This is a genomic window from Lentzea nigeriaca (assembly GCF_016907955.1).
GTDB lineage: Bacteria > Actinomycetota > Actinomycetes > Mycobacteriales > Pseudonocardiaceae > Lentzea > Lentzea nigeriaca.
On record NZ_JAFBCX010000009.1, the window covers coordinates 121,481 to 145,042 of the forward strand.

Below are 23,562 nucleotides of genomic sequence, written 5' to 3' on the forward strand. Positions count from 1 at the left end.
AACGCCCGCGTGGCACGATGCGCAGGTGCTGGGACGAGTGCATGCCGCCGTGAGCCTCCTGACCGCCGCAACGGTCCTGACGGGCTGTGGCAGTACGGTCGAAGACATCAAGATCACGATGGCCACCGGCAGCGAGGGCGGCGTCTACTACCGGCTCGGCAACGGCCTCGCGGACATCTGGAGCGGCCGCCTCGGCATCGTGCGCCCCCAGGTCGTGGCGACGGCCGGGTCGAAGGACAACGTCACCCGGCTGGTCAACGAACAGGCTCAGGTCGGCTTCTCCCAGGCGGACGCGCTGGAGGAGGTCGAGGGCTCCTCGCGGCTACGCGCGCTGGCCCGCATGCACGACGACTACCTGCAGGTCATAGTGCGTGCCGACCTGCCGGTGACGAAGCTGCGCGAGCTGTCGGGGCTGCGCGTGTCGATCGGCGCGGACGAGTCGGGCGTCGAGATCATCGCGAGCCGGCTGCTCAAGTCGCTCAACGTCACACCGCAGACGGTGAACCTCGGTCTCGAGGAGTCGGCCCAGTGGATGCGCGAGGGCAAGCTCGACGCGTTCTTCTGGTCGGGCGGGTTGCCGACGGCGCGCATCACCCAGCTGACCAAGGAACTCGGAGTGCGGCTGCTCGATCTGAAGGACGACCTGCCGGGGTTCCGCGAGCAATATCCCGTATACGGGTCCGCGACCCTGCCGGCTTCCACGTACAACCTGCAGTCCAAGCCGATCATCACGCTCGTCGTGCGCAACTTCCTGCTCGTCCACGAGAAGATGCCCGACGACGTCGCCGAGGCGCTGGTGCGGCAGCTGTTCGCGGGCCAGCCCGAGCTCGTGAAGGCTCATTCGGCGGCGCGGACGATAGAGCAGCGGTCGGCGATCGAGACGTCACCAGTGCCGCTGCACAACGGCGCCATGCGCTACTACCGCGACACCAAGGTCTGATATCCAATATATTAGCTTGGGGTCAGATCGCGGGTAGCTCGACGACGACCTTGAGGCCGCCGTCCTCCGGCGACTCGAGGCGCACCTTCCCGCCGACGCGCTCGACGACCAGGCGCACGATCGAGAGACCGAGACCCGAACCGGGAACGTTCTGGTGCGCCGGACTGCGCCAGAACCGGTCGGTCGCCCGTTCGAGCTCGTCGGGCTGCAGACCGGGCCCGTGGTCCGCCACCGAGAGCTGGACGACGCCGTCGGCCTTCCGGACGTCGACCACGATCAGCGTTCCCTCGGGCGTGAACTTCAGCGCGTTGTCGAGCAGCGCGTCGAGAACCGTTTCGACGCCACGCGGAGGCGCGAGGGCCATGCCCACGCGCTGCCCGTCGAGCACAAGATGGACTTCCTTGGCCTGCGCCGCCGCCTGCCACGCCGACAGCCGCGCGGCCACCGACTTGTCGACGTCGACCGGCACCGGGTCGACCGAACTGGACTCCGCGCGTGCCATGGCGAGCAGCTCGTCGAGGATCCGGTTCAGCCGGTCGGTCTCGCTCAACGCCTCCACCTGGTGTACCTCGGCCTCGGCGTCGACGTGACCCTCCAGGTTGGACAGCCGGAGTTTCAGCGCCGTCAACGGGTTGCGCAGCTGGTGCGACGCGTCGGCGACGAAAGCTCGTTGCGCGGCAAGCACATCGCTCACGTTCGCGGCCATCTGGTCGAACGAGCGGCTGAGCTGCCGCAGTTCCGGTGGCCCGCTCTCCGCCCCCACCGGCGGCACCGGCCGGCCGGACACCACCGCGGCGAGCAGCTTCCCGGTCGCGTCGTCCAGCGCCTGCACCGGGCGCAACGTCCACCGCACCACCGGCAGCGCCAGCAGCACCGCGAGCGCGAGCACCAGCAGGCTCGCCGCGAGCAGCAACCCCCACCAGGCCAGGACCTCGAACCGGGTCTTCGACGTCGGCGAGAACGTGATCACCGCTCCGCGCACCTCGCCGTCGACCAGGACGGGCTCGGCGAGCACCAGCTCGGTGTCGCTCCACGGCATGAACAACGGCGGCGCGACCGGCAGCCGTCCGGCCAGGGCCTTGCTCACGAGGTCCTGGACGGCGCTGTCGCCGAGCGCGAGGTCGTTGCGGGAGGCGACGAGCGGCACCGTCGGCGCGTCACGGCCCACCACTGCCACGCCGATGCCGTAGAGCTCGCCGTACCGCTCGAGTTCCGGCCGCAGCAGGTTCGGCTTGTTGTCGATCAGCGGGCGCTGGGCCAGCGAGGCGAACCGGCTGGTGTCGGTGAGCCGGTCGAGGAACATCTCCTGCTGTTCCGCGGCCGCCACACCGCGCCCGAGCGGCAGGCCCAGCCCGACGAGCACCAGCACGATCAGGGCGAGCACGACGCCCAGCAGCCGGGACCTCACGAGCCGTCACCAAACCCGATCAGGTGAAGATTCACGACGCCTGGCCCAACCGGTACCCGACGCCGCGCACGGTCTCCAGCAGCGCCGGACGGCCGAGTTTGGTGCGCAGCGTGGCGACGTGCACGTCCAGCGTGCGGTTCGCGCCGGACCACGTCCGCCCCCACACCTCGGCGAGGATGCGCTCCCGCGTGCACACCGCGCCACCCGCCGCCATGACCAGCGCGAGCACCTGGAACTCCTTGCGCGAGAGGGCGACGGATTCACCTGCCACGGTGACTTCGTGGCGTCCCAGGTCGACCCGCACGTCGCCGGTCTCGAACACCTCCGTCGACACCGCCCCCACACCGACGGGATCGGCGCCGCGACGACGGCGCACAGCGTGCACGCGCGCGACGAGCTCGCCCACGTCATAGGGCTTGACCAGGTAATCGTCGGCTCCCGCGTGCAGGCCCAGGATCCGGTCGTCGATCTCCCCTCGCGCCGACACCACGATGATCGCGACGTCCGACGCCGCCCTGATCGCACGGCACAGCGTCACACCGTCCATGTCGGGCAGACCGAGGTCGAGCAGCACCACGTCGACGCCGGTGAGGCGGTCGAGCGTGCCGCGTCCGGTGGCCTGCCGGTCCACCTGGAAACCCCGTCTGGTCAGGGCTGGGACCAAGGCCTCTGCGACCCTGTCGTCGTCCTCGACGAGCAGCACGCGCACTTTCGCTACCTCCCGGGCAACCGATGTCTGCCTGTGACAGAGTTGAGACCCTAAGTCTTGCTCAATGTCCTGGACTGGTGTGGTGCGTGACACCTAGGTTTCCGCCAACGCCGACGACCCCAAATGGAGGACTGGATGACTGCCGCCTCTACCTCGCCGATGATTCGCGTGGCGGGTGTGGACAAGTTCTTCGGCCCGCTGCACGTGCTCAAGAACGTCCAGCTGGAGGTGCCGAAGGGGCAGGTCGTGGTCGTGCTGGGGCCGTCGGGTTCCGGTAAGTCGACCCTGTGCCGGACCATCAACCGACTCGAGCCGATTGATTCCGGTGTCATCGAGGTCGACGGTCAGCCACTTCCCGCCGAAGGAAAGGAACTGGCCCGCCTGCGCGCCGATGTCGGCATGGTGTTCCAGTCCTTCAACCTTTTCGCGCACAAAACCATCGCCGAGAACGTGATGCTCGCTCCGGTGAAGGTGCGCAAGACGCCGGCGACCGAGGCGCGCAAGACCGCGATGGAGTTGCTCGAGCGGGTCGGGATCGCCAACCAGGCGGAGAAGTTCCCGGCTCAGCTCTCGGGTGGGCAGCAGCAGCGTGCGGCGATCGCCCGCGCGCTCGCGATGAAGCCCAAGGTGATGCTGTTCGACGAGCCCACGTCCGCTCTGGACCCCGAGATGGTCCAGGAGGTCCTGGACGTCATGACGGGCCTCGCCAAGGACGGCATGACGATGCTGGTCGTCACCCACGAGATGGGCTTTGCCCGCAAGGCCGCGGACCGGGTGATCTTCATGTCCGACGGCGAGGTGGTGGAGGACTCGACTCCGGAAGAGTTCTTCTCGGCCCCGAAGTCCAACCGCGCGAAGGACTTCCTTGGCAAGATCCTGACTCACTAGAAGTCAGCCCACTTTCGAACGAATGGCAGGAGAAGGACGATGAGGGTTCGCACCCTTGCGGCGGTGCTGCTGACGGGCGCACTGGCCCTGACCGCGTGTGGCAAGGAGGGCAGCCCGACCGACCAGGGCGCGCCCGCCGGCCTCTTCGAGGTCGCCAAGGACGTCAAGGTCGACGGCTCGCCCACGTTCGAGAAGGCCAAGGCGCGCGGCAACCTCGTCATCGGCGTCAAGGAAGACCAGCCCGGCCTGGGCTACAAGGACCCGACGACGAACAAGTACAGCGGGTTCGACATCGACATCGCGCGACTGGTCTCCGCGAAGCTGGGCTTCGATCCCGAGAAGATCCAGTTCAAGACGATCCAGTCCGCTGCCCGCGAGCAGGCGCTGATCAACGGTGACGTCGACTACTACGTCGGCACCTACACGATCAACGCCGGCCGCAAGGAGAAGGTCGGCTTCGCCGGTCCGTACTTCGTCGCCGGTCAGGACCTGCTGGTGAAGAAGGACAACACCGACATCACCGGCCCGGAGACCCTCAAGGGCAAGAAGGTCTGCTCGGTCACCGGCTCGACCCCGATCAAGCAGATCCGGGAGAAGGGCTACACCGAGCCGGAGAACATCCTGGAGTTCCAGGGCTACTCGCAGTGCGTCACCAAGCTGCTGAACGGTGAGGCCGACGCGGTCACCACCGACGACGCGATCCTCAAGGGCTACGCGGCCGCCGAGGAAGGCAAGCTGAAGGTCGTCGGCAAGACGTTCTCCAAGGAGCCGTACGGCATCGGCCTGCCAAAGGAGGACAAGGCCCTGCGCGACAAGGTGAACGACATCCTGCAGGGCGCGCTGGACGACGGCACCTGGCAGAAGATCTACGACGGGACGCTCGGCAAGTCGGGTTCGAAGGCGCAGAAGCCGACGATCGACCGCTACTGACGTCGCTCACGTGGCCGGTGGATCCCGCGTGGGTCCGCCGGCCGTTCCATTGATGGCGGACGGACGGCAAGGAAACCGATGAGCGTCCTCACCAACCACCTAGATCTGTTCCTGTACACGTTCGGGCAGACACTCCAACTCTTCGCGATCTCCGCGGTGCTGTCGCTGGTGCTCGGCACCATCCTCGCGGCGCTGCGGGTCAGCCCAGTGCCGGTGTTCCGGGGCATCGGCGCGACCTACGTGACGGTGCTGCGCAACACGCCGTTGACGCTGGTCTTCGTCTTCTTCGTCTTCGCGTACCCGCTCCTGGAGATCGTGAAGATCGAGCCCTACACCGCGGCGGTCGTGTCGTTGTCGCTCTACACGGCGGCATTCGTCTGCGAGGTCGTGCGGTCGGGCATCAACACCGTGCCGGTCGGCCAGGCCGAGGCGTCGCGCGCGCTCGGCCTCACGTTCACCCAGATGCTGGGCAACGTGGTGCTGCCGCAGGCGTTGCGCTCGGTCGTGCCGCCGATGACGAGCACGATGATCGCGTTGCTGAAGAACACGACGGTCGCCTCCGGTTTCGCCGTCGTCCAGGCGGGATCGATCCGCGACTCGCTGTCCGAGGCGGGTGAGAACGTCCTGTTCGGACTCCTGTGGGTGGCGATCGGGTTCGTCATCCTGGTGATGCCGCTGACGTACGTGCAGCAGGTCTTCGAGAAGCGGTGGAGCGTGGCCCGATGAGCATGGTGCTGTTCGACGTCCCCGGTCCGAAGGCCCGCGTCCGACACAAGATCATGGCTGTCGTCGGCATCGCCGTGGCGCTCGCGGCGGTCGTGTACGTGGTCATGCGGTTCATCGCCACGGACCAGTTCTCGGCCCGCAGGCTCGACTGGATCAACTACAAGCAGATCCAGCTCTCGCTGGTCGAGGCGATCGGCAACACCCTCAGCGCGTTCGCCCTCGGCGCGGTGCTGGCGCTCGTGTTCGGCGCGATCTTCGCGGCGGCCCGGTTGTCCGACCACGGGTGGGTGCGTGCTCCCGCGGCGGTGATCGTCGAGATCTTCCGCGCCATCCCGCTCGTGATCATGATGTTCTTCTTCTACTACGGCCTTCCCGTGGCCGGGGTGAAGCTGAGCGCGTTCACGGCGGTCGTGATCAGCCTGATGCTCTACAACGGCTCGGTGCTCGCGGAGATCTTCCGCGCGGGTATCAACGCACTGCCGAGAGGCCAGAGCGAGGCCGCGTACGCGCTGGGCATGCGCAAGACGCAGGTGATGATGCTCGTGCTGCTGCCGCAGGCGTTGCGGGCGATGCTGCCGACCATCATCAGCCAGCTCGTCGTGTTGTTGAAGGACACCGCTCTCGGCTTCCTCATCACCTACGAGGAGCTGCTGCGCTGGGGCACGCGCATCGGCAACGACGCGGTGAACTTCGGTCGTCCGATGATCCCGGTGATGATCGTCGTCGCCCTGATCTACATCGGACTGTGCCTGTTGCTGACGTGGCTCGCGAACTACCTCGAGAAGCGCAACCGCCGCAACAAGAAGGTCATCCACACCGACGACGACGCTGCCGCCCAGGTCCAGCTCGGCGCGGCGTCCACCGCCGTCGGCGGCGGACTGACCGTCTGAGCCGGCTCGAACGACGGGGCGTGTCCACACCGGACACGCCCCGTTCGCTGTTTCAGGAGTAGACGTTCCAGTCGACGACACCGCACCAGGCGTCCCCCACCGCACCGACGACGCCCAGACAGAACGTGGTGCCGGCACGGAAGTTCGTGCCGATGCGCCGGCGTGAGCGATCACCCGCCGGAAACAGGACAGGGCTGCCCGCCACCCGGTGGTCACCGTCGCGGTACCAGCGGATCTCCAGGTCGGCGGAACTGGACGTGACCCGCAGGTAGACGTCCGAGCCGTCGGCGGTGATCGTGCGGACGGCGAGCAGGTCGGCCGATGCGGTTCGCATGTGCCGCAACGTATCGACGTCAACGGAACCAGGTCGTCTCACGAACAGTGGATCTCGCGTCAACTTTCGCGGTACGCTCTCGGTTGGGGAATCTACTGCGGTGACGTCACATGAATGAGGGGCATTGTGACGCGCGTGCTTGTGGTTGACGACCAGCCGTTGTTCAGGGCGGGCCTGGTCGCGTTGCTGAACGCCGCACCGGAGCTGACCGTCGTCGGTGAGGCCGCGGACGCCGCCACCGCGGTGCGGCTGGCGCAGACGTGCGCACCGGACGTGATCCTGCTGGACATCCGCCTGCCAGGGCTCACGGCGCTCAAACGCGTCGCTACGTCCGCGCGGGTGCTGGTGCTGACGTCGTTCGACCTGGACGAGTACGTCCAGGAGGCGTTGCGGCTCGGCGCCGCCGGGTTCGTGCTGAAGGAGTCGGAGCCGGCACGGCTGCTGGCCGCGATCAGCGCGGTGGCGTCCGGCGAGATGCAGTTCAGCCCGACGGTCATGCGCCGGCTCGTCGCGGCGTATCTGCTGGGCGACGCGCGCTCCGCACCGTGGGTCCCGGTCGGTCTCGACGACCTCACCGAACGCGAACGCGAGGTCCTGAGACTGGTCGCCACCGGCATGACCAACGCCGCCATCGCGAGCAAGCTGAGCGTCACGGAGGGCACGGTGAAGACGCACCTCAACCGCGTGATGACGAAGCTGCGGCTGACCAGCCGGGCGCAGGCCGTGGTGACGGCCTACGAGTCCGGGCTGGTCACGCCGCAGCTCGCCGGGTGACTACGGACGCCGGAACAGCTTGTTGCCGAGCCAGACGATCGGGTCGTACTTGCGGTCGGCGACGCGCTCCTTCATCGGGATGAGCGCGTTGTCGGTGATGTGGATGTGCTCGGGGCACACCTCGCTGCAGCACTTGGTGATGTTGCAGTACCCGAGCCCGTGCTCGTCCTGCGCCTGGTCGACGCGGTCGGCCGTGTCGAGCGGATGCATCTCCAGTTCGGCGACCCGCATGAGGAACCGCGGCCCCGAGAACGCCTCCTTGTTCTCCTCGTGGTCACGCACCACGTGGCAGGTGTTCTGGCACAGGAAGCACTCGATGCACTTGCGGAACTCCTGCGAGCGCTCGACGTCGACCTGCTGCATCCGGTACTCGCCCGGCGCCAGGTCCTTCGGCGGCGCGAACGACGGAATCTCGCGCGCCTTGGTGTAGTTGAAGGACACGTCGGTGACGAGGTCGCGGATGATCGGGAACGTGCGCATCGGCGTGACCGTGATCGTCTCCGACTCCTCGAAGACCGACATCCGCGTCATGCACATCAGGCGCGGCCGGCCGTTGATCTCCGCCGAGCACGAACCGCACTTGCCGGCCTTGCAGTTCCACCGCACCGCGAGGTCCGGTGCCTGCGTTGCCTGCAGCCGGTGGATGATGTCGAGCACGACCTCACCCTCGTTGACCTCGACGGTGAAGTCCTCCAGCGCGCCGCCGGAGTCGTCACCGCGCCACACCCGGAACTTCCCCTGGTAGCTCATGCCAACTCCTCGGCGGTGAGGTACTTCTCCAGCTCGGTGCGGTCGAACAGGTCCAGCAGGTCGCTGCGGATCGGGATCTGCGGTTTCTCCTCCACCACCGCCCCATCACCGGATGCCGTGCACACCAGCAGCTTCCGCCGCCACTCGGCGTCCATCGACGGGTGGTCGTCTCGGGTGTGGCCGCCCCGTGACTCCGTTCGCAGCAGCGCCGCCTTCGCCACGCACTCCGACACCAGCAGCATGTTCCTCAGGTCGAGCGCGAGGTGCCAGCCCGGGTTGAACTGCTGGTGCCCCTCGACCGTCAGCGACTGGGCCCGCTCCTTGAGCTTCTCCAGCCGTTGCAACGCCTCTTCCATCTCACCGGCGCGGCGGATGATGCCGACGAGGTCGTTCATCGACTGCTGCAGCTCCATGTGCAGCGTGTACGGGTTCTCGCCGCCCTCCTGCTGGAAGGGCTTGAGCGCCGTCGCCCGCGCCTCGGTGACGGATTCCTCCGACACGACAGGGCGGTCGGTCATCGCCCGCACGTACTCCGCGGCGCCCGCGCCCGCGCGTCGGCCGAACACCAGCAGGTCCGACAACGAGTTGCCGCCCAGCCGGTTGGACCCGTGCATGCCGCCGGACACCTCACCGGCGGCGTAAAGGCCTGCGACGGACGAGGATCCGGTGTCCGGGTCGACCTCGACACCACCCATGACGTAGTGGCACGTCGGGCCGACCTCCATCGGCTGCGCGGTGATGTCCACATCGGCCAGTTCCTTGAACTGGTGGTGCATCGACGGCAGCCTGCGGCGGATCTCCTCGGCGGGCAGACGCGTTGACACGTCGAGGAAAACGCCGCCGTGGGGTGACCCGCGCCCGGCCTTCACCTCGGAGTTGATCGCGCGCGCGACCTCGTCACGGGGCAGCAGCTCCGGTGGGCGCCGGTTGTTGGCCTGGTCGGTGTACCAGCGGTCGGCTTCTTCCTCGTTGTCGGCGTACTTGTCCTTGAACACCTCGGGGATGTAGTCGAACATGAACCGCTTGCCGTCGGAGTTGCGCAGCACGCCACCGTCACCGCGGACGGACTCGGTGACGAGGATGCCTTTGACGGACGGCGGCCAGACCATCCCGGTGGGGTGGAACTGGATGAACTCCATGTTGATCAGCGACGCGCCCGCGCGCAGTGCCAGCGCGTGGCCGTCACCGGTGTACTCCCACGAGTTCGAGGTGACCTTGAACGACTTGCCGATGCCGCCGGTCGCGAGGATCACCGCCGGCGCCTCGAACAGCACGAACCGTCCGGACTCGCGCCAGTAGCCGAACGCGCCCGCGATGCGGTCGCCGTCCTTCACGAGGTCGGTGACGGTGAACTCCTGGAAGACCCGCAGGCGTTCCTCGTAGTCGCCGAACTCCCTGTGGTCTTCCTGTTGCAGCGACACGATCTTCTGCTGCAGCGTGCGGATCAGCTCCAGGCCGGTGCGGTCACCGACGTGGGCGAGGCGCGGGTACTCGTGGCCACCGAAGTTGCGCTGCGAGATGCGGCCGTCCTTGGTGCGGTCGAACAGCGCGCCGTAGGTCTCCAGCTCCCAGACCCGTTGCGGTGCCTCCTGTGCGTGCAGTTCGGCCATCCGCCAGTTGTTGAGGAACTTGCCGCCGCGCATGGTGTCGCGGAAGTGCACCTGCCAGTTGTCGCTCGAGTTCACGTTGCCCATGGCGGCGGCGATGCCACCCTCGGCCATCACCGTGTGGGCCTTGCCGAACAGCGACTTGCAGAGAACGGCGGTGCGCATGCCGTGCTCACGGGCCTCGATCGCGGCACGCAGACCGGCACCACCCGCGCCGATCACGAGAACGTCGAACGAATGCCTTTCCAGCTCGGGCAAAACCACTCCTTAGTTGATGAAGCGGAGGTCGGAGATCGTTCCCGAGGCGACCAGCGCGACGTAGAGGTCGGTCAGGCAGACGAAGATCAGCGAGGTCCACGCCAGCAGCATGTGCCGGTTGTTCAGCTTCGAGATCTGCGTCCACATCCAGTACCGGACCGGGTGCTTGGAGAAGTGCTTGAGCCGCCCGCCCGCGATGTGGCGGCACGAGTGGCACGACAGCGTGTACGCGGCGAGCAGGCCGACGTTGACGAGCAGGATGATGTTGCCCAGTCCGACGCCGGTGCCGAACGCGAGAATCGCGTCGTAGATGTTGATCAGCAGCAGGATCGAGGCCGCGTAGAAGAAGTAGCGGTGCAGGTTCTGCGCGATCAACGGGAACCGGGTCTCACCGGTGTACTTGCTGTGCGGCTCGGCGACGGCGCACGCGGGCGGTGACGCCCAGGCGGCCCGGTAGTAGGCCTTGCGGTAGTAGTAGCAGGTGATCCGGAATCCCAGCAGGAACGGGATGATGATCACCGGCGGCGTCAGGAAGCCCGGCAACGCCGGGAACCACTGACCGAAGTGCGAGGCCGCCGGGATGCACTCCTCGGTGAGGCACGGGGAGTACATCGGTGTGAGGTAGTGGTACTGGTCGACCCAGTAGAAGTCCCCCTGGAACGTGCGGAACGCCGCGTAGATCGAGATGAGCAGCAGGCCGACGAAGGTCGTCAGCGGCGGCAGCCACCATCGGTCCGTGCGCAGAGTCCTGGCGGCGATCTCTGCCCTCGCCATTACTCACCTTTCTGGGGGTCCACGCCGTTGTGGAGGAACGCACAACGGCCCCCGCGTCACGCGGGGGCCGTCTGGTCAGCTCGGCTCAGGTCCGGTTGCGGTAGCCACCGAGTCCTTCGTCGTCTGCGTCCTTCCACAACGACTCGTCGTAGGGCGTGTCGGGCACGACCACGACCTCGCGTTCCACCTGGGGAGCTTCGCGCTGCCTCGGGGTGCTGAGGTCGACGAGTTCGGTGGCGTCGATGTCCATGCGTTCTACGTCGTTGGCAAGGCGTTGAACGGCCGCCACGTCGCCGTACCTGGCGCGCAACGAGCTGACGCAGTGCCGCATCTGACCGATGACCCGGCGCAGTTCGACGATCTCCGTGGACGTCATGGGACACCTCCGTTCCAAGGTCGTGCCCCGCACTCTGCCCAATCTCAAGCCATGTGACAAGCACCACACGCCAACATTCGCAACTGGATCCTTCTCAGCTACTGAATCGTTTTTGTGTCGACGACCAGCCATGACTTACTGTGTGTGGCGTCACGCCCGTCCGTGGGACGCCACCGTTGTCGTCTCGTGAGGGCCCCACCACGGCCCGTGATGCCCCGGAGAGACCCATGAGCCAACTGCATCCCGTACTGACAGAGGTCACACGCCGGATCGCCGCCCGCAGCGCCGATTCGCGTCGCGTGTACCTCGAACGTGTGACCGCAGCCGCGCAGGAAGGTACCTCCCGCTCCGGCTTCGCGTGCAGCAACCTGGCGCACGGCTTCGCCGGCATCACCGGCGGCGACAAGGCGGCGCTGCGGGCGCTGCGCAAGTCCAACGTCGCGATCGTCTCGTCCTACAACGACATGCTGTCGGCCCACCAGCCGTTCCAGGAGTACCCGGCCTGGATCAAGGACTCGGTCCGCTCGGCGGGCGGCGTGTCCCAGTTCGCGGGCGGCGTGCCCGCGATGTGCGACGGCATCACCCAGGGCCGCGAGGGCATGGAGCTGTCGCTGTTCAGCCGCGACGTCATCGCCATGTCGACCGGTGTCGCCCTGTCGCACGAGATGTTCGACGCCGCGGTGCTGCTGGGCGTCTGCGACAAGATCGTGCCGGGTCTGCTGATCGGCGCCCTGTCGTTCGGCCACCTGCCGTCGATCCTCGTGCCGGCCGGCCCGATGTCGACCGGCCTGTCGAACAAGGAGAAGGCCCGCGTCCGCCAGCTCTACGCCGAGGGCAAGGCGACCCGCGAGGACCTGCTCGAGGCCGAGGCCGCCTCGTACCACTCCCCCGGCACCTGCACGTTCTACGGCACCGCGAACTCGAACCAGATGGTCGTCGAGGTCATGGGCCTGCACCTGCCGGGCGCCTCGTTCGTCCCGCCGGGCACCCCGTTGCGCCGCGCCCTGACCGAATACGCGGGCCGCCGCGCCGTGGCGATGGCCCGCGGTGACGACTACACGCCGATCGCGCACATCGTCGACGAGAAGGCCGTGGTCAACGGCGTCGTGGCGCTTTTGGCCACCGGTGGCTCCACCAACCACACCATGCACCTGGTCGCGATCGCCGCCGCCGCAGGCATCGAGCTGAGCTGGGACGACTTCTCGGACCTGTCGTCCGTCGTGCCGCTGATCGCGCGCGTCTACCCGAACGGCAGCGCCGACATCAACCACTTCCAGGCCGCCGGCGGCGTCCAGTTCGTCGTCGGAACCCTGCTGGACGCCGGCCTGCTGCACAACGACGTCACCACCGTGGCGGGCCGCGGCCTCGACCGCTACCGCCAGGAACCGAAGCTGGCCGACGGCTCGGTGGTCTGGGTGGACGGCCCCGGCCGCTCCCTCGACCTCGACGTCCTGCGCCCGGCCTCCGACCCGTTCGCCTCCGACGGCGGCCTGCGCATGCTCTCCGGCAACCTCGGCCGCTCGGTCATCAAGGTCTCGGCGGTGGCCGCGGAGAACCACGTGGTCGAGGCGCCGGCCCGCGTGTTCACGACGCAGGAGGCGTTCCAGGAAGCCTTCAAGGCGGGCGAGCTCGACCGCGACGTGGTCGTCGTCGTCCGCCAGCAGGGCCCCCAGGCCAACGGCATGCCCGAACTGCACAAGCTGACCCCGCCCCTCGGCGTCCTGATGGACCGCGGCCACAAGGTCGCCCTGGTGACCGACGGCCGCATGTCCGGCGCCTCGGGCAAGATCCCGGCCGCCATCCAGCTGACCCCGGAGGCCGCCGTCGGCGGTCCGCTCGGCCGGGTCCGCGACGGCGACATCGTCCGCCTCGACGCGACCGCCGGGACGCTGGAGGTCCAGGTGTCCGCCGACGAACTCGCCTCGCGCCCGCTCGTCGACTTCCCGCCGACCGGCCGCGAGTGGGTCGGCACCGGCCGCGAGTTGTTCGCCGCTCTGCGCCGTACCGTCGGACCTGCCGACCGCGGCGCGACGGTGTTCGGCCCCATCACCGCCGACCACTTCGCCCCGGTCACGCACCACTAACTCAACCCCGCACCACCAATATATTGCCCTCCCCCACCCGCTGACCTGCTCCTTAGCAACGACTCTTTGGACTTCGTCGTCAAAAGACCCATTGCAAAGGCCGCAGCGACGCCCGACCCCGCCCGCCGACCGACCAGCCCGGCAGCCCAACCCGCCCGGCTCCCGCCGCCTGCTCGACAGCCTTTGCAATGAGTCTTTTGACTTCGTCCGCAAACGTGTTTTGCATCCGGGTGGGCAGCGACGGGCCGAGGCATGCGATATATCGGTTTTCGATCAAGGAGTGCGCTCGTGACCAACGGTGACAAACTTCGGGTGACCACCGGGGCAGACCTGCTCGCGTTGTCGCCTGTCATCCCCGTCGTCGTGGTCGACGACGCCGACCACGCGGTGCCGCTCGCCCAGGCGCTGCTGCGCGGAGGCGTTCGTGTCATCGAGCTGACGCTGCGCACGCCTGCCGCGCTCGCAGCGATCGAGAACGTCGCGCGCGAGGTGCCGGAGATCGTGATCGGCGCGGGCACCGTCACGGCGCCCGAACACGCCGAGCAGGCGGCGAAGGCGGGGGCGGCGTTCCTCGTCACGCCCGGCACGACCGAGCGGGTGCTCGACGCCGCCGACGCCACCGCGCTGCCGTATCTGCCGGGCGCGGCGACGGTGTCCGAGGTGATGCGGCTGGCTGAGCGTGGGCTCACGGCGCTGAAGTTCTTCCCGGCCGAGGCGGCGGGCGGCGTCGACTACCTGAAGTCCATCGGCGGGCCGATCCCGCACGTCAGGTTCTGCCCGACCGGCGGCATCACCCCGCAGACCGCGCCGAACTACCTCGCGCTGCCGAACGTCGGCTGTGTCGGCGGCTCGTGGCTCGCCCCCAAGGACGCGCTCAAGAGCGGCGACTGGGACCGCATCGAGACGCTCGCCCGCGAGTCCACCGCGCTCGGGTAACCGGGGTCACGAACCGGAATTTCGGCTCACATCACGAGACCGGCGTTCCACCACGTTGGATTGTTCACCCAACGGGTGGTGACGCCGGTCTCCAATTGACGGGAGCTTGATGAAAGGTGAACCAAACACCCGCCAATTGAGATTTCCACCGGAATAACGCTCAGCTCCCCGGTGTCACACTTGCTCGTTGCAATGAAGCACGAGAGGAGCGGGTGTGGCTGTCCAGGAAGCCGACGTGGCGGGGTTGGTCGGGGAGCAGCTGACGATGTCGGCGTTCAACCAGCTTTCCGGCAGTCTGGGTGGTTATTCTTTCGTCAAGGTGGTCGTCGACAGGCACAACGGCACAATCCACTTCTTGAACAACGCGCGCCACGAGTTCCATGCGCTCTACATCGGCCAGGAGATCCTGGGCATCGGCGAGCAGGAGATGCGCGCGCGGATCGACGAGTTCAACCAGAGCTTCTACCACGCCGCTGACCGGCGGTTCTTCCTCGGCATCCTGTCGCTGCACCAGCGCGAGGACAAGCGGATGTTCTCGCTGGAGACCGTCGAGGTCGACACGATGTCGGCCGACATGATCGAGTTCTTCTACGCGGAAGTGCGCGGGAACATCGACGCCGCCGTGCCGTTGTTCTTCAAACCCGCCAACCACCTCCAGGAACAGGAGGTCGCAGAGGTCCCCGTGGAAAGACTTCCACGGATCCTGGCGCACGAATTGTTCTCGACCGCGGAGTTCGTGGCGTTGAATCCGGGCACCGCGAAAGGTCGGCTGCGCGCATTCCGCACCGCGCACGAGTACCGGGAGAACACGCTCGAGTGGTTCGACATCGTGGTGATGCACCGCGTTCCCGACGACATTCCGAGGCTCGCCGGCATCATCAACGCAAGCCACACCACTCCCCTGTCGCACACCAACGTCCTGGCGACCGGCTGGTCCATTCCGAACGCCATCCAGATCGGCGCGTTCGACCTGATCGACCGCGAGAAGCTGAACGGCCAGTGGGTCGAGTACGAGGTGTCGCCGAAGAACGCCGGGGTCGCGCTGCGGCTGATCGACGAGCCGGCCGACCTCTGCCAGCGCCCCGCCTGGTACGCGCAGCGCGTCACGCTCGAGGAGCCGGAGGACACCTACAACCCGATCCTCAACCTCGGCAAGATCCGCTACAACGACAGCCACCGCTACGGCACCAAGGCCGCGAACCTTGGCGAACTGCACCACGTGCTCGCCGCCGAGACGCCGCGGCGCCTCCTCGGCTTCTTCTCGGTGCCGCGTCCGCCGCGCGACAACCTCATGCCGTACCTCGCGAAACTCCTCGGCAAAGAGGAGAGCGACGACCTGCTGGCCGCATCCCGGCAGTTGCTCGCTGAACGGGTGCGGGTGCCGCGCGGGATCGCGTTGCCGTTCTCGATGCACCAGGGATTCCTGGAGTCGTCGCCGAAGATCCAGCAGGCGATCGGCAAGCTGAAGATGGCGCTGGAGCTCAACGCCCGCGAGATCGACCCGTTGTGCGTGGAGCTGCAGCGGCTGATCCGCAAAACCCGCGTGCCCGACTACCTGCTGTCCGAACTGGACACGGCTCTCATCGAGAACCTCGCGGGGGTACGGACTTTCGTGGTGCGCAGCTCGTCGAACGCCGAGGACCTCGCCGGGTTCTCCGCCGCGGGCATCTACGAGTCGTACAACCACGTCACCAGCGCCGAGAAGATCGTCGAGTCGGTCAAGGAGGTGTGGGCCTCCCTCGTCTCCGCGCGCAGCGTGCGGCTGCGTCAGCAGGCCGGCATCTCGCTCGACGACTGCTTCATGGGCGTCGTGATCCAGGAGCAGGTCAACGCGGACTTCGGCGGCGTCATGGTCACGACGAACCCCATGAACCGCAACGACTTCCGCAACGTCTACATCAACGTTTCGCCGAACGTCACCGACGTCGTCGAGGGCTCGAAGCAACCGATGCAGTACCTCTACTCCACTGTGGAGGGTGGCGGCCGCACGGTCTCGCTCGGTGACGCGAGGGAAGACCTCAGCACCAGGGCGCACGCACAGCTGCAGCGGCTCGCGATCGTGGGCCGTTTGCTGCAAGCGCACTTCTCGCCGGACTACACGTTCGACTCACCGGTCGACATCGAGTGGCTCGCCACCGACGAGGTCCTGTACGTCCTGCAGCTTCGGCCCTACTCGATCTGATGCTGGGTCTTCGCGTACCGGCGACTCCGGAAGTGGCGCGTGCCGTCCGCCTGACGTACGGCTTCCAGTTCTTCTTCGGGCTCCTGCTGTGGATCCCGATCTTCTACGAGTACCAGAAGCAGCTCGGGCTGAGCGACGCCGAGATCTTCGGCATCCAGTCGATCTACTACATCGCGTTCTGCCTCATGGAGATCCCGACCGGCATGGTCGCGGACCGCTTCGACTACCGCACGTCGTTGTGGCTCGGCGCGAGTGTGCTGGTGATCGCCAACATGGTGCCGGTACTCGCCGGCAACTACACCGGTTTCCTGGCGCACTTCCTGCTGATCGCGCTGGCCAGGTCGTTGATCTCGGGTGCCCAGAGCGCGTACCTGTACGAGTACCTCAACGCGCACAACGCCGGGCACCTCTATCTGAAGGTCGAGGGTGTCGGACGGTCGTACAGCCTGGTCGGCAAGATCGTGTACTGGCCGGTCATCGGTCTGCTGATGCAGTGGAACATGCCGTCTCCGTACTGGCTGACCGCGATCAACGCCGCGATCGCGGTCGTCCTCGCGTTGAAACTCCCACCGATTCCGGGCCGGCAACGGCCGGAAGGCAAGACTTCCAAGCTGCTCGCGGGCGTCGGCGGCGCGTTCGGAGCGCTCAGGAAGTCGCGCTGGCTGCTGCTGTTGATGGTCCAGGGCATCGCGATGTTCACGCTCGTCCGGATTCTGCAGGTGAACCTGTTCCAGCCGGTGCTCGAGTCCAAGAACGTCTCGGTCACCTGGTACGGCTCGGTGCTCGCCGCCATGACGATCTTCGAGGCGGTCGCCGCCGCACGTCCGCACTGGCTGTCGAAGAAGATCGGGCCCGCGAAATCGGTGTTCCTGCTGACCGTCGTGATGGCGTTGTCGATCGGCTTCATCGTGCCGTCCGGCGGAGTCGCGACCATCGTGTTGCTGTGCCTGTTCTCCGTGACCGCGGGCATGAGCTTCCCCATCCAGAAGAAGCTACTCAACGACGCGATCCCGGATTCCCGTTATCGTGCAACGCTTCTGTCGATGGAGTCCATCATGGACCGTGCCGTGTGCGCGGTCGTCGCGGTCGCGCTCGGCGCCTACCTCGCTGGCGGGCAGCTCAACGGGTTCCTGGTGCTGTCGTCGGCCGTCACGGTCATCCTGATGGCACTGTTGGCGGGACTGCTGATCGCGGTCAGGACCACAAGGCGGCGACGAGCTCAGCTCGTCCCGTGATGCCGAGCTTGCGGTAGGCGCTCGACAGATGCAGCTCCACCGTGCGGCGGGTCAGGTGCAGGGTCTCGGCGATCTGCCGGTTCGTCAGGCCCTGCGCCGCCATCCGCGCGACCCTGTTCTCCTGCCGGGTCAGGCCCTGCACCTGGTCGTCCCCGTCGCGAACCTCGTCACCGGCGAGCTTGGCCAGCGGGTGCGCGCTGAGCTGGCGGGCGAGGTCGAACGCGCGGCGCAGGTGCGGCGCGGCGGCGTCGGTGCGGCCCTTGCGCCGCAGGTGGTGGCCAAGCCAGTACAACGACTGGGCGTGCAGCAGCCGGTGCGGTGACGAGGCGAGAAGCTGTTCCGCCTCGGCGAGGACGTCGATGTCGTCCGTGCTGATGCCGACGCTCATCAACGCGGTTCCGATGACCCGCGTGGAACCCCACCGCTTGGCCAGATCCAGCTCCTCGTGCGCGAGCCGGGCAGCGTCGTCACGGTTGCCCAAAGCCAGGTGCGCGCGCACGGCGTGGTGCCGCCACGCCAGCAGCGCTGGGTTCGGCATGTCGCGCTCTGCGAGCCGCCGGCCCGTTTCCAGCAGATCCTCCAGCGCGCCCTCCGCGTGGCACGACGCCAGCTTGAGGCGGCCGCGGGCATAGCGGATGTTGATGTGCTGCAACAGGTCGCCGTCTTCGGTGACGAGCGGGGCGGCCTCGTCGAACTGTCCCATCTCGATGCACACCTCGGCGAGCTTCGCCGTCGCCAGCAGTACGGCAGGACAGTCCGTGTTTCCCGTCGAGACCGGCGGCGTCAGGAACGTGTACGCGCGCGAGAGATCACCGCTGTTGTGGAAGGCGGCGGCGCGAGCGATCATGCTCAGCATTCCGCGGCGCAGATGCGGGTCGTGCGAGACCGGCGCGGTGCTGTGCGTCAGCCAGAGCTTGTTGATGTGCTCCGGGTTGTCGGCGAGCACCGGCACCAGGAACGTGAAGAGGTAGGGCTCGCCGAAGACATCGACCCACTCGCCGTCGAGTGCTTCCAGTGCGCGCTCGACCGCTTCGTCGGACGAGTCACCACTGCGGGCGTTGCCGACCGCGAGCAACGCCAGCCGCGCGCGCTTCAGGTTCGGGTCCTGTGGGATGTCGCCGATGAGGTCGTCGAAGTACTTGCCCGCGCAGTTGGCCATCCGGGCGTCGCGGTTGGCGGCGAGGAGGTAGGTGGTGCAGACGATGTTCCAGACCATGTCGCGGTCTTCGGGCAGCAGCCGGGCGACCACCATGATCGCCAGCGACACCGCGAAGTGCGCGTCCGAGCCGGTGCACATGTTCTGGATCAACGACAGCGCGACGTTCGCGGCGAGGTGCGGGTCCTCGCAGGCGGTCAGCGCGTCGCGGACCCGGTCGCGGCCATCCCTGTTGTCCTTGAGGTGTTCGGCGTGACCGAGCTCGACCTCGATCGACAGTCGGTCCTCATCGGACAGGTGTTCCTCGAGCGCCCGTTCGAGGTGCTCGACGCCACCGACCTCGCGCAGCAGGTCCACCGACCACGGCAGACGGACGGACCTTGCCTTCAGCACGTGCTCGGCGACACGTTCGTCCGGAGCGTCGGACTCGAACAGCAACCAGGCGGCACGGGCGTGCGCCGCGGAGCGGACGGCGATCGGCATGTCGGCGAGAATGCTGTTGCGCACGAACGGATGCCGGAACGTCAGCGGGTCGGTGTCGGCGAGTACACCGAGGCGGACGAGCGTGTCTACGGCGGGCAGCGCGTCGAAGCCGGTCAGCGCGGACAGCAGTTCGAGTCCGGCGTCACCGTCGAGCACCGCCGCGGACCTGGCGACTTCGGCGGCGCCGGTGTACTCGCGCAGCCGCATGGCGATCATCTCGCCGACCGCGGCCGACCCTTCGCCTTCCTCCCGCAGCAACGCCTGCAGCAGGTACGGGTTGCCGCCGGTCAGCTCGTGGCAGCGCTGCGGATCCCTGTCCGGGAAGTCCTCGGTGAGTTGCGCGATGGCCGTGACGTCGAGGCCGTCGAGGTCGATGCGGTGGGGGTGGGCGCCGGCGATCTCCGGCAGCGTGACCTCGTCCGTGGACAGGTAGCCCTGGGAGGCACCGAGAGCCATGACGACCGGCATGCCCTGCAGGCGCGGGCGCAGGTAGGCGAGTGCGCGCTTGGAGAAGGTGTCGGCGACGTGGACGTCGTCGACGACCAGCAGGATCGGTCCCTTGCGGGCGGAGTTCGCGGCGCGCGCGTACAGCTCTTCCAGGTCACGCTCGTTCGCGAGGCACGGTGCCAGCTGGCGGACGACGGCACCCGGTAAGTGGCTCTCCAGGCGGGCGCTCTTGGCCAGGCGGACCGTGAAGCCGCGTTCGCGTGCCTCGGCGGTGAAGGCGTCGAGCAGCGCGGACTTGCCGATGCCGAAACCCCCGGTGACCACCACGCAGGAGGCCGTGCCGTTCAGCGCGTCGTCCAGCAAACGTCCGAGAGCTGCGAGTTCCGCGTCCCGGCCGAGTAGTGGAGATGTCACCTCTACCTGCCCCCGCCTTCGGTACCGAGAGGACCGCGGCTCGAAGGTGTCGGTGTTCCTTCGGTGCGGACCGTAAAGACCTGCGCTTCGTCGTCGGGCAAACTTACCCACAGGTAACGGTTAACGGAACTGCGAGCTGTCCGGGAGCGAGCGATGATCTGGGCCAGGCTGGTGCGCGGGTGGCTCCGCCTCGCCTGCCTGCTCACGGGATCACACGTGACGGAACAGCGGAAACGGCTCACCGCGAACGGGCTCAGCGCGAGTCAGGGTGCCGACCTCGACCGCGTCGTCGACATGCGAGGCCAGCGACTCCGCTACCGAGAGCACCGCGGCAATGGCCACCACGACGCCCGCCGCGACCAGCAGGATGCTGCGGGTGACGGGGAACTGGCGAGGCGCCTCGGGCTGACTGACGACCTGACGCAGCACCGGCGCGAACACGCCGAAGTCGGCCGCGTCGCGCCGGCAGCTCTGGCACCCGGCTAGGTGCCGGGAGAAGATCACGTGCTGGGCGGGGTCGAGGACCCCGAGCACATAGGCCGCAACATCACCGCACGGCCCATCGGGGCTCGTGCGGTTGCCGTCGTTCATGGCTGTGTGCACCTGCCCGTGATGTGGTTGACGGATCACCATCACGCTAGCTCCTGTCCTGCAGCGCCCAGCGGATCGTGTGCATCGCCTTGTACAGCCGGGACTTGACGGTTCCTTCGGGCACTCCGAGAATGATCGCCGCCTCCTTCACCGTTCGTCCCATGACATAAGTTTCGTAGATAGCCGAACGGTGTTCGTCACTCAATTGGCGTACAACATCGGTAATGACCATCACCGAAAGTGTCTGCTCCGTGTCGTCCGGAGATTCGGCGATGTCGGGGCGAAGCAATTCCACTTCCTGTGGGCGCGCCTGCCGGCTGCGCCATCCGTCGATCACAATGCGACGAGCGACAGTACAAAGCCATCCGCGCAACATCCCGGGTTCACGAACAAGGTGCGCGGAGTTCTGCCAGGCCCTGATCAACGTCTCCTGGACGACATCTTCAGTCCATTGACGGTCGTAGTTGGTCAGACACAGGACCTGCGAGAACAACATCCGCTGGAACTGTCCGTAGAGCAGCGTCAGCAATTCCTCGTCCTGCTGGGCTTCGGCAACCCTGCCCTGATCGACCATGAAGCTTGCGACCTCCCCAGATATCGGCGACGTCTTCGCTTCGGGCGGCGGGCCTAGCGACTCGGTGGCCGAGTGGAATCTCTCGCATAGTACCCCGCGAACGCGAAATCCTCTCGGGTACGTAAATTCAGCCCGAATGGTTCGCAGATTTTAGTGTGATGCACGTCACATCGACATCTGCGCATGTCCCGTGAACCGGCGGCCAACCTGCGCGTATCACCTTTGAAGGCAGCTCGATCGCGGGAGGGAACGGGCACTATGCGTCACCGGTTGGGCACTCTGGGGCAGCACGCAGCGCTTTTTGCCGTTACGTCAGCCGTATTCGTCGGGGCTTTCATCGGAACAGTTCCAGCGAATGCACAGTCCACAGAGGTGCAACCCTCGGACCGCTCTTTCATGGTATCCCTTCGCCAAGCCGACTCGTGGTTGATACCAGTCAGCAAAGAAGCCCCGGCACGCTCGACCAATGCGGGTATCAGCAATGCCGGAAGGGACATCTTCGAAGGGCATTCCCGACTCGACGTCGATCTCCTCAAAGCCGCCGGCGAACTCGGCGTGGTGCTGCCGAACGACGTGAGCAGCGAACACCAGTCCATCATCAACGAGATGGCAGGACGCACCGGTGACAACCACGACCGCGCCTACGCGACGATCGTCCGGCAGGCGCAGGGTGGCCTTCTCGTGATGGCGACGCAAACGCGCGCCACAACGCAGAACACCACAATTCGCACACTCGCCCACCAAACCGTGCAAATGCTCATCCGCACGATGACGGTCCTCGAAAACACCGGACTGGTCGACCCGTCCGCTTTCGAATTGGTGACGGCCAAAGCTCAGGTGAACGCGGTCCGCGTCATCGGCAAGAACGTCGAACCGTCGGACCGGGAATTGCTCGTTCTGCTGATGCAGCATGCGCTGTGGCAGAAACCGGCCAGCCGGGAGAGCTCCGACCGCGCCCGTGACGCGAAGGTCCGCAAGGTGGCCGGCCAGCTCGCCGCCGAGCACACCCAGCTCGCCGCCGCGGTGAACGAGGCCGCCGGCCAGATCGGCGTGGATCTCCCGGCCGAACCGACGACCGAACAGAAGTCGTGGGCCAACGCCATCTCGTCCAGCTCAGGCGAGGAACTCGACCGCATGTACGCGAATCTGTCGCGTGCCGCCGACGGCTCACTCATCGTCCAGGTCGCCCAGGCACGCGCGACGACCAAGAGCGTCCCCGCACGGGTCGCCGCACAAACCGGTCTGACACTCCTCCTCAAGCACATGCTCCTGCTGGAGGGCACCGGCCTGGTGAAGTCGAACTCCCTGCAGATGACCGACGTCCCCGCCATCACCCAGCCCAGGTCCAACGCCAGCCCGCAGGCCCAGCCGGACGACTCCTCCACGAGCATCGGCTTCCTCACCGGCATCGCGGTCCTCGTCGTCGCCGGCGCGGGCACCCTCTGGCTCGTCCGAGCCATCGGCCACCGCGGCGAACACCGCCGCTAGCTCCACCGATATATCGGCCGCCGCCCTCGCCGACCGATATATCGCCGCCCGGCAAGCCTTCCGCCGGCCCGCCGGGCCAGCCGTCCCGCAGCCTTAGCAACGACTCTTTTGACGACGTCGTCCAAAGACTCGTTGCTAAGGCGCAGGTCCGCTGGGTGGTGGGTTGACATAATCAGGGTGAAAGGCGAAAAGTGCCGAGGACCTCGATGCCGGAGCTATCGGCGTTCTGACCGTTGGCTCGGCTGTCTCGGACGACCGCGACGTGGTCCGCATCGGGCGGGGAGGCACCACGACGGTGAGGACGCGTGGGGTGTCCGAGCTGATATATGGATCTTGAGGGAACGTTTCGACGTTGCTGCCGATGCCCGCCCAGACCGGTACGCGACTGATGGTGCGGCCGTCGCGGTTGCGGACCTCGACGTAGTCGCCCGCGTCCTGGTCGCGGAAGAGGCCTACGGTGACGTTGACGGGGTGTTGCTCCAAGAGCCGGACGCCGTCTGCGGCGAACTCGAAGATCAGGCGGACGGATCTGGTCAGCGGAACGTCGGTCATGGCGCGCGCCTCCAGGGGTGGGCAGGGCTCCCTTGTATGAGGCATCGGCCGCGAGG

The 23,562-nt window shown here is 67.0% G+C and carries 22 protein-coding genes; 11 read left to right on the forward strand and 11 right to left on the reverse strand.

What is annotated here, in order from left to right; translation table 11 throughout:
* Window positions 1-25 precede the first annotated feature (25 nt).
* Window positions 26-940 carry a TAXI family TRAP transporter solute-binding subunit gene (locus JOD27_RS28945; RefSeq protein WP_307830384.1) on the forward strand — a complete coding sequence of 305 codons (915 nt, stop codon included), beginning with the start codon at window positions 26-28 and terminating at the stop codon, window positions 938-940.
* 22 nt (window positions 941-962) lie between these two features.
* On the opposite strand, the gene JOD27_RS28950 is transcribed toward JOD27_RS28945, so the two are convergent.
* Both JOD27_RS28950 and JOD27_RS28955 read right to left on the reverse strand, forming a co-directional pair.
* A complete protein-coding gene (locus tag JOD27_RS28950) occupies window positions 963-2,348 on the reverse strand; it encodes a sensor histidine kinase (RefSeq protein WP_204765451.1) in 1,386 nt (461 codons plus the stop codon).
* A gap of 31 nt (window positions 2,349-2,379) precedes the next feature.
* Window positions 2,380-3,057 (reverse strand): response regulator transcription factor, encoded by a 678-nt coding sequence (locus JOD27_RS28955; protein ID WP_204765452.1) that lies wholly within the window; start codon window positions 3,055-3,057, stop codon window positions 2,380-2,382.
* Window positions 3,058-3,216: 159 nt separating this feature from the next.
* Here JOD27_RS28955 and JOD27_RS28960 point away from each other — a divergent pair, with 159 nt between their 5' ends.
* The 4 genes from JOD27_RS28960 (at window position 3,217) to JOD27_RS28975 (ending at window position 6,491) form a co-directional block, all read left to right on the forward strand.
* The gene (locus tag JOD27_RS28960; protein ID WP_204765641.1) at window positions 3,217-3,945 is read left to right on the forward strand and encodes an amino acid ABC transporter ATP-binding protein; all 729 of its coding nucleotides are present in this window, start codon (window positions 3,217-3,219) and stop codon (window positions 3,943-3,945) included.
* A gap of 39 nt (window positions 3,946-3,984) precedes the next feature.
* Complete coding sequence (locus JOD27_RS28965) at window positions 3,985-4,875, forward strand: glutamate ABC transporter substrate-binding protein (RefSeq protein WP_204765453.1); 891 nt, start codon at window positions 3,985-3,987, stop codon at window positions 4,873-4,875.
* Window positions 4,876-4,953: 78 nt separating this feature from the next.
* Window positions 4,954-5,601 carry an amino acid ABC transporter permease gene (locus JOD27_RS28970; RefSeq protein WP_204765454.1) on the forward strand — a complete coding sequence of 216 codons (648 nt, stop codon included), beginning with the start codon at window positions 4,954-4,956 and terminating at the stop codon, window positions 5,599-5,601.
* Window positions 5,598-6,491, forward strand: coding sequence for an amino acid ABC transporter permease (locus JOD27_RS28975; RefSeq protein ID WP_204765455.1), 894 nt, complete (start codon window positions 5,598-5,600; stop codon window positions 6,489-6,491). Before JOD27_RS28970 ends, JOD27_RS28975 begins: the two co-directional genes overlap by 4 nt.
* Before the next feature lie 52 nt (window positions 6,492-6,543).
* On the opposite strand, the gene JOD27_RS28980 is transcribed toward JOD27_RS28975, so the two are convergent.
* Window positions 6,544-6,825: a hypothetical protein gene (locus tag JOD27_RS28980; RefSeq protein WP_204765456.1), complete on the reverse strand. Its 282-nt coding sequence runs from the start codon at window positions 6,823-6,825 to the stop codon at window positions 6,544-6,546.
* 126 nt (window positions 6,826-6,951) lie between these two features.
* Here JOD27_RS28980 and JOD27_RS28985 point away from each other — a divergent pair, with 126 nt between their 5' ends.
* Entirely contained in the window at window positions 6,952-7,599 is a 648-nt protein-coding gene (locus tag JOD27_RS28985; RefSeq protein ID WP_307830385.1) for a response regulator, read from the forward strand.
* Here JOD27_RS28985 and JOD27_RS28990 read toward each other — a convergent pair whose 3' ends face one another.
* The 4 genes from JOD27_RS28990 to JOD27_RS29005 all read right to left on the reverse strand — a co-directional run bounded on the left by JOD27_RS28990 (window position 7,600) and on the right by JOD27_RS29005 (window position 11,364).
* Window positions 7,600-8,349: a succinate dehydrogenase/fumarate reductase iron-sulfur subunit gene (locus tag JOD27_RS28990; RefSeq protein ID WP_204765458.1), complete on the reverse strand. Its 750-nt coding sequence runs from the start codon at window positions 8,347-8,349 to the stop codon at window positions 7,600-7,602.
* The gene (locus tag JOD27_RS28995; RefSeq protein WP_204765459.1) at window positions 8,346-10,214 is read right to left on the reverse strand and encodes a fumarate reductase/succinate dehydrogenase flavoprotein subunit; all 1,869 of its coding nucleotides are present in this window, start codon (window positions 10,212-10,214) and stop codon (window positions 8,346-8,348) included. The genes JOD27_RS28990 and JOD27_RS28995 overlap by 4 nt, the downstream gene beginning before the upstream one ends.
* A gap of 9 nt (window positions 10,215-10,223) precedes the next feature.
* Window positions 10,224-10,988: a succinate dehydrogenase subunit SdhC gene (gene sdhC, locus JOD27_RS29000; protein ID WP_204765460.1), complete on the reverse strand. Its 765-nt coding sequence runs from the start codon at window positions 10,986-10,988 to the stop codon at window positions 10,224-10,226.
* Window positions 10,989-11,073: 85 nt separating this feature from the next.
* On the reverse strand, window positions 11,074-11,364 hold the full coding sequence (locus JOD27_RS29005; protein ID WP_109640511.1) for an Rv0250c family protein: 291 nt from the start codon (window positions 11,362-11,364) through the stop codon (window positions 11,074-11,076).
* A 227-nt stretch (window positions 11,365-11,591) separates the two neighbouring features.
* On the opposite strand from JOD27_RS29005, the gene edd reads away from it, so the two are divergent.
* The 4 genes from edd (at window position 11,592) to JOD27_RS29025 (ending at window position 17,801) form a co-directional block, all read left to right on the forward strand.
* Window positions 11,592-13,448: a phosphogluconate dehydratase gene (edd, locus tag JOD27_RS29010; RefSeq protein ID WP_204765461.1), complete on the forward strand. Its 1,857-nt coding sequence runs from the start codon at window positions 11,592-11,594 to the stop codon at window positions 13,446-13,448.
* A 312-nt stretch (window positions 13,449-13,760) separates the two neighbouring features.
* Entirely contained in the window at window positions 13,761-14,384 is a 624-nt protein-coding gene (eda, locus tag JOD27_RS29015; protein WP_307830404.1) for a bifunctional 4-hydroxy-2-oxoglutarate aldolase/2-dehydro-3-deoxy-phosphogluconate aldolase, read from the forward strand.
* A 214-nt stretch (window positions 14,385-14,598) separates the two neighbouring features.
* Window positions 14,599-16,566 (forward strand): PEP/pyruvate-binding domain-containing protein, encoded by a 1,968-nt coding sequence (locus tag JOD27_RS29020; RefSeq protein ID WP_307830386.1) that lies wholly within the window; start codon window positions 14,599-14,601, stop codon window positions 16,564-16,566.
* A complete protein-coding gene (locus JOD27_RS29025; protein WP_204765463.1) occupies window positions 16,566-17,801 on the forward strand; it encodes an MFS transporter in 1,236 nt (411 codons plus the stop codon). The genes JOD27_RS29020 and JOD27_RS29025 overlap by 1 nt, the downstream gene beginning before the upstream one ends.
* Here the strand turns inward: JOD27_RS29025 and JOD27_RS46855 are convergent.
* The 3 genes from JOD27_RS46855 to JOD27_RS29040 all read right to left on the reverse strand — a co-directional run bounded on the left by JOD27_RS46855 (window position 17,761) and on the right by JOD27_RS29040 (window position 21,466).
* On the reverse strand, window positions 17,761-20,301 hold the full coding sequence (locus JOD27_RS46855; RefSeq protein ID WP_204765464.1) for a BREX system ATP-binding domain-containing protein: 2,541 nt from the start codon (window positions 20,299-20,301) through the stop codon (window positions 17,761-17,763). The two genes, JOD27_RS29025 and JOD27_RS46855, sit on opposite strands and share 41 nt — an antisense overlap.
* A 210-nt stretch (window positions 20,302-20,511) precedes the next feature.
* Complete coding sequence (locus tag JOD27_RS29035; protein WP_204765465.1) at window positions 20,512-20,892, reverse strand: zf-HC2 domain-containing protein; 381 nt, start codon at window positions 20,890-20,892, stop codon at window positions 20,512-20,514.
* 46 nt (window positions 20,893-20,938) lie between these two features.
* On the reverse strand, window positions 20,939-21,466 hold the full coding sequence (locus JOD27_RS29040; protein WP_204765466.1) for a sigma-70 family RNA polymerase sigma factor: 528 nt from the start codon (window positions 21,464-21,466) through the stop codon (window positions 20,939-20,941).
* A 258-nt stretch (window positions 21,467-21,724) separates the two neighbouring features.
* Here JOD27_RS29040 and JOD27_RS29045 point away from each other — a divergent pair, with 258 nt between their 5' ends.
* Window positions 21,725-22,954: a DUF4142 domain-containing protein gene (locus JOD27_RS29045; protein ID WP_204765467.1), complete on the forward strand. Its 1,230-nt coding sequence runs from the start codon at window positions 21,725-21,727 to the stop codon at window positions 22,952-22,954.
* A 135-nt stretch (window positions 22,955-23,089) separates the two neighbouring features.
* Here JOD27_RS29045 and JOD27_RS29050 read toward each other — a convergent pair whose 3' ends face one another.
* Window positions 23,090-23,506: a hypothetical protein gene (locus JOD27_RS29050; RefSeq protein ID WP_204765468.1), complete on the reverse strand. Its 417-nt coding sequence runs from the start codon at window positions 23,504-23,506 to the stop codon at window positions 23,090-23,092.
* Between the last annotated feature and the right edge of the window lie 56 nt (window positions 23,507-23,562).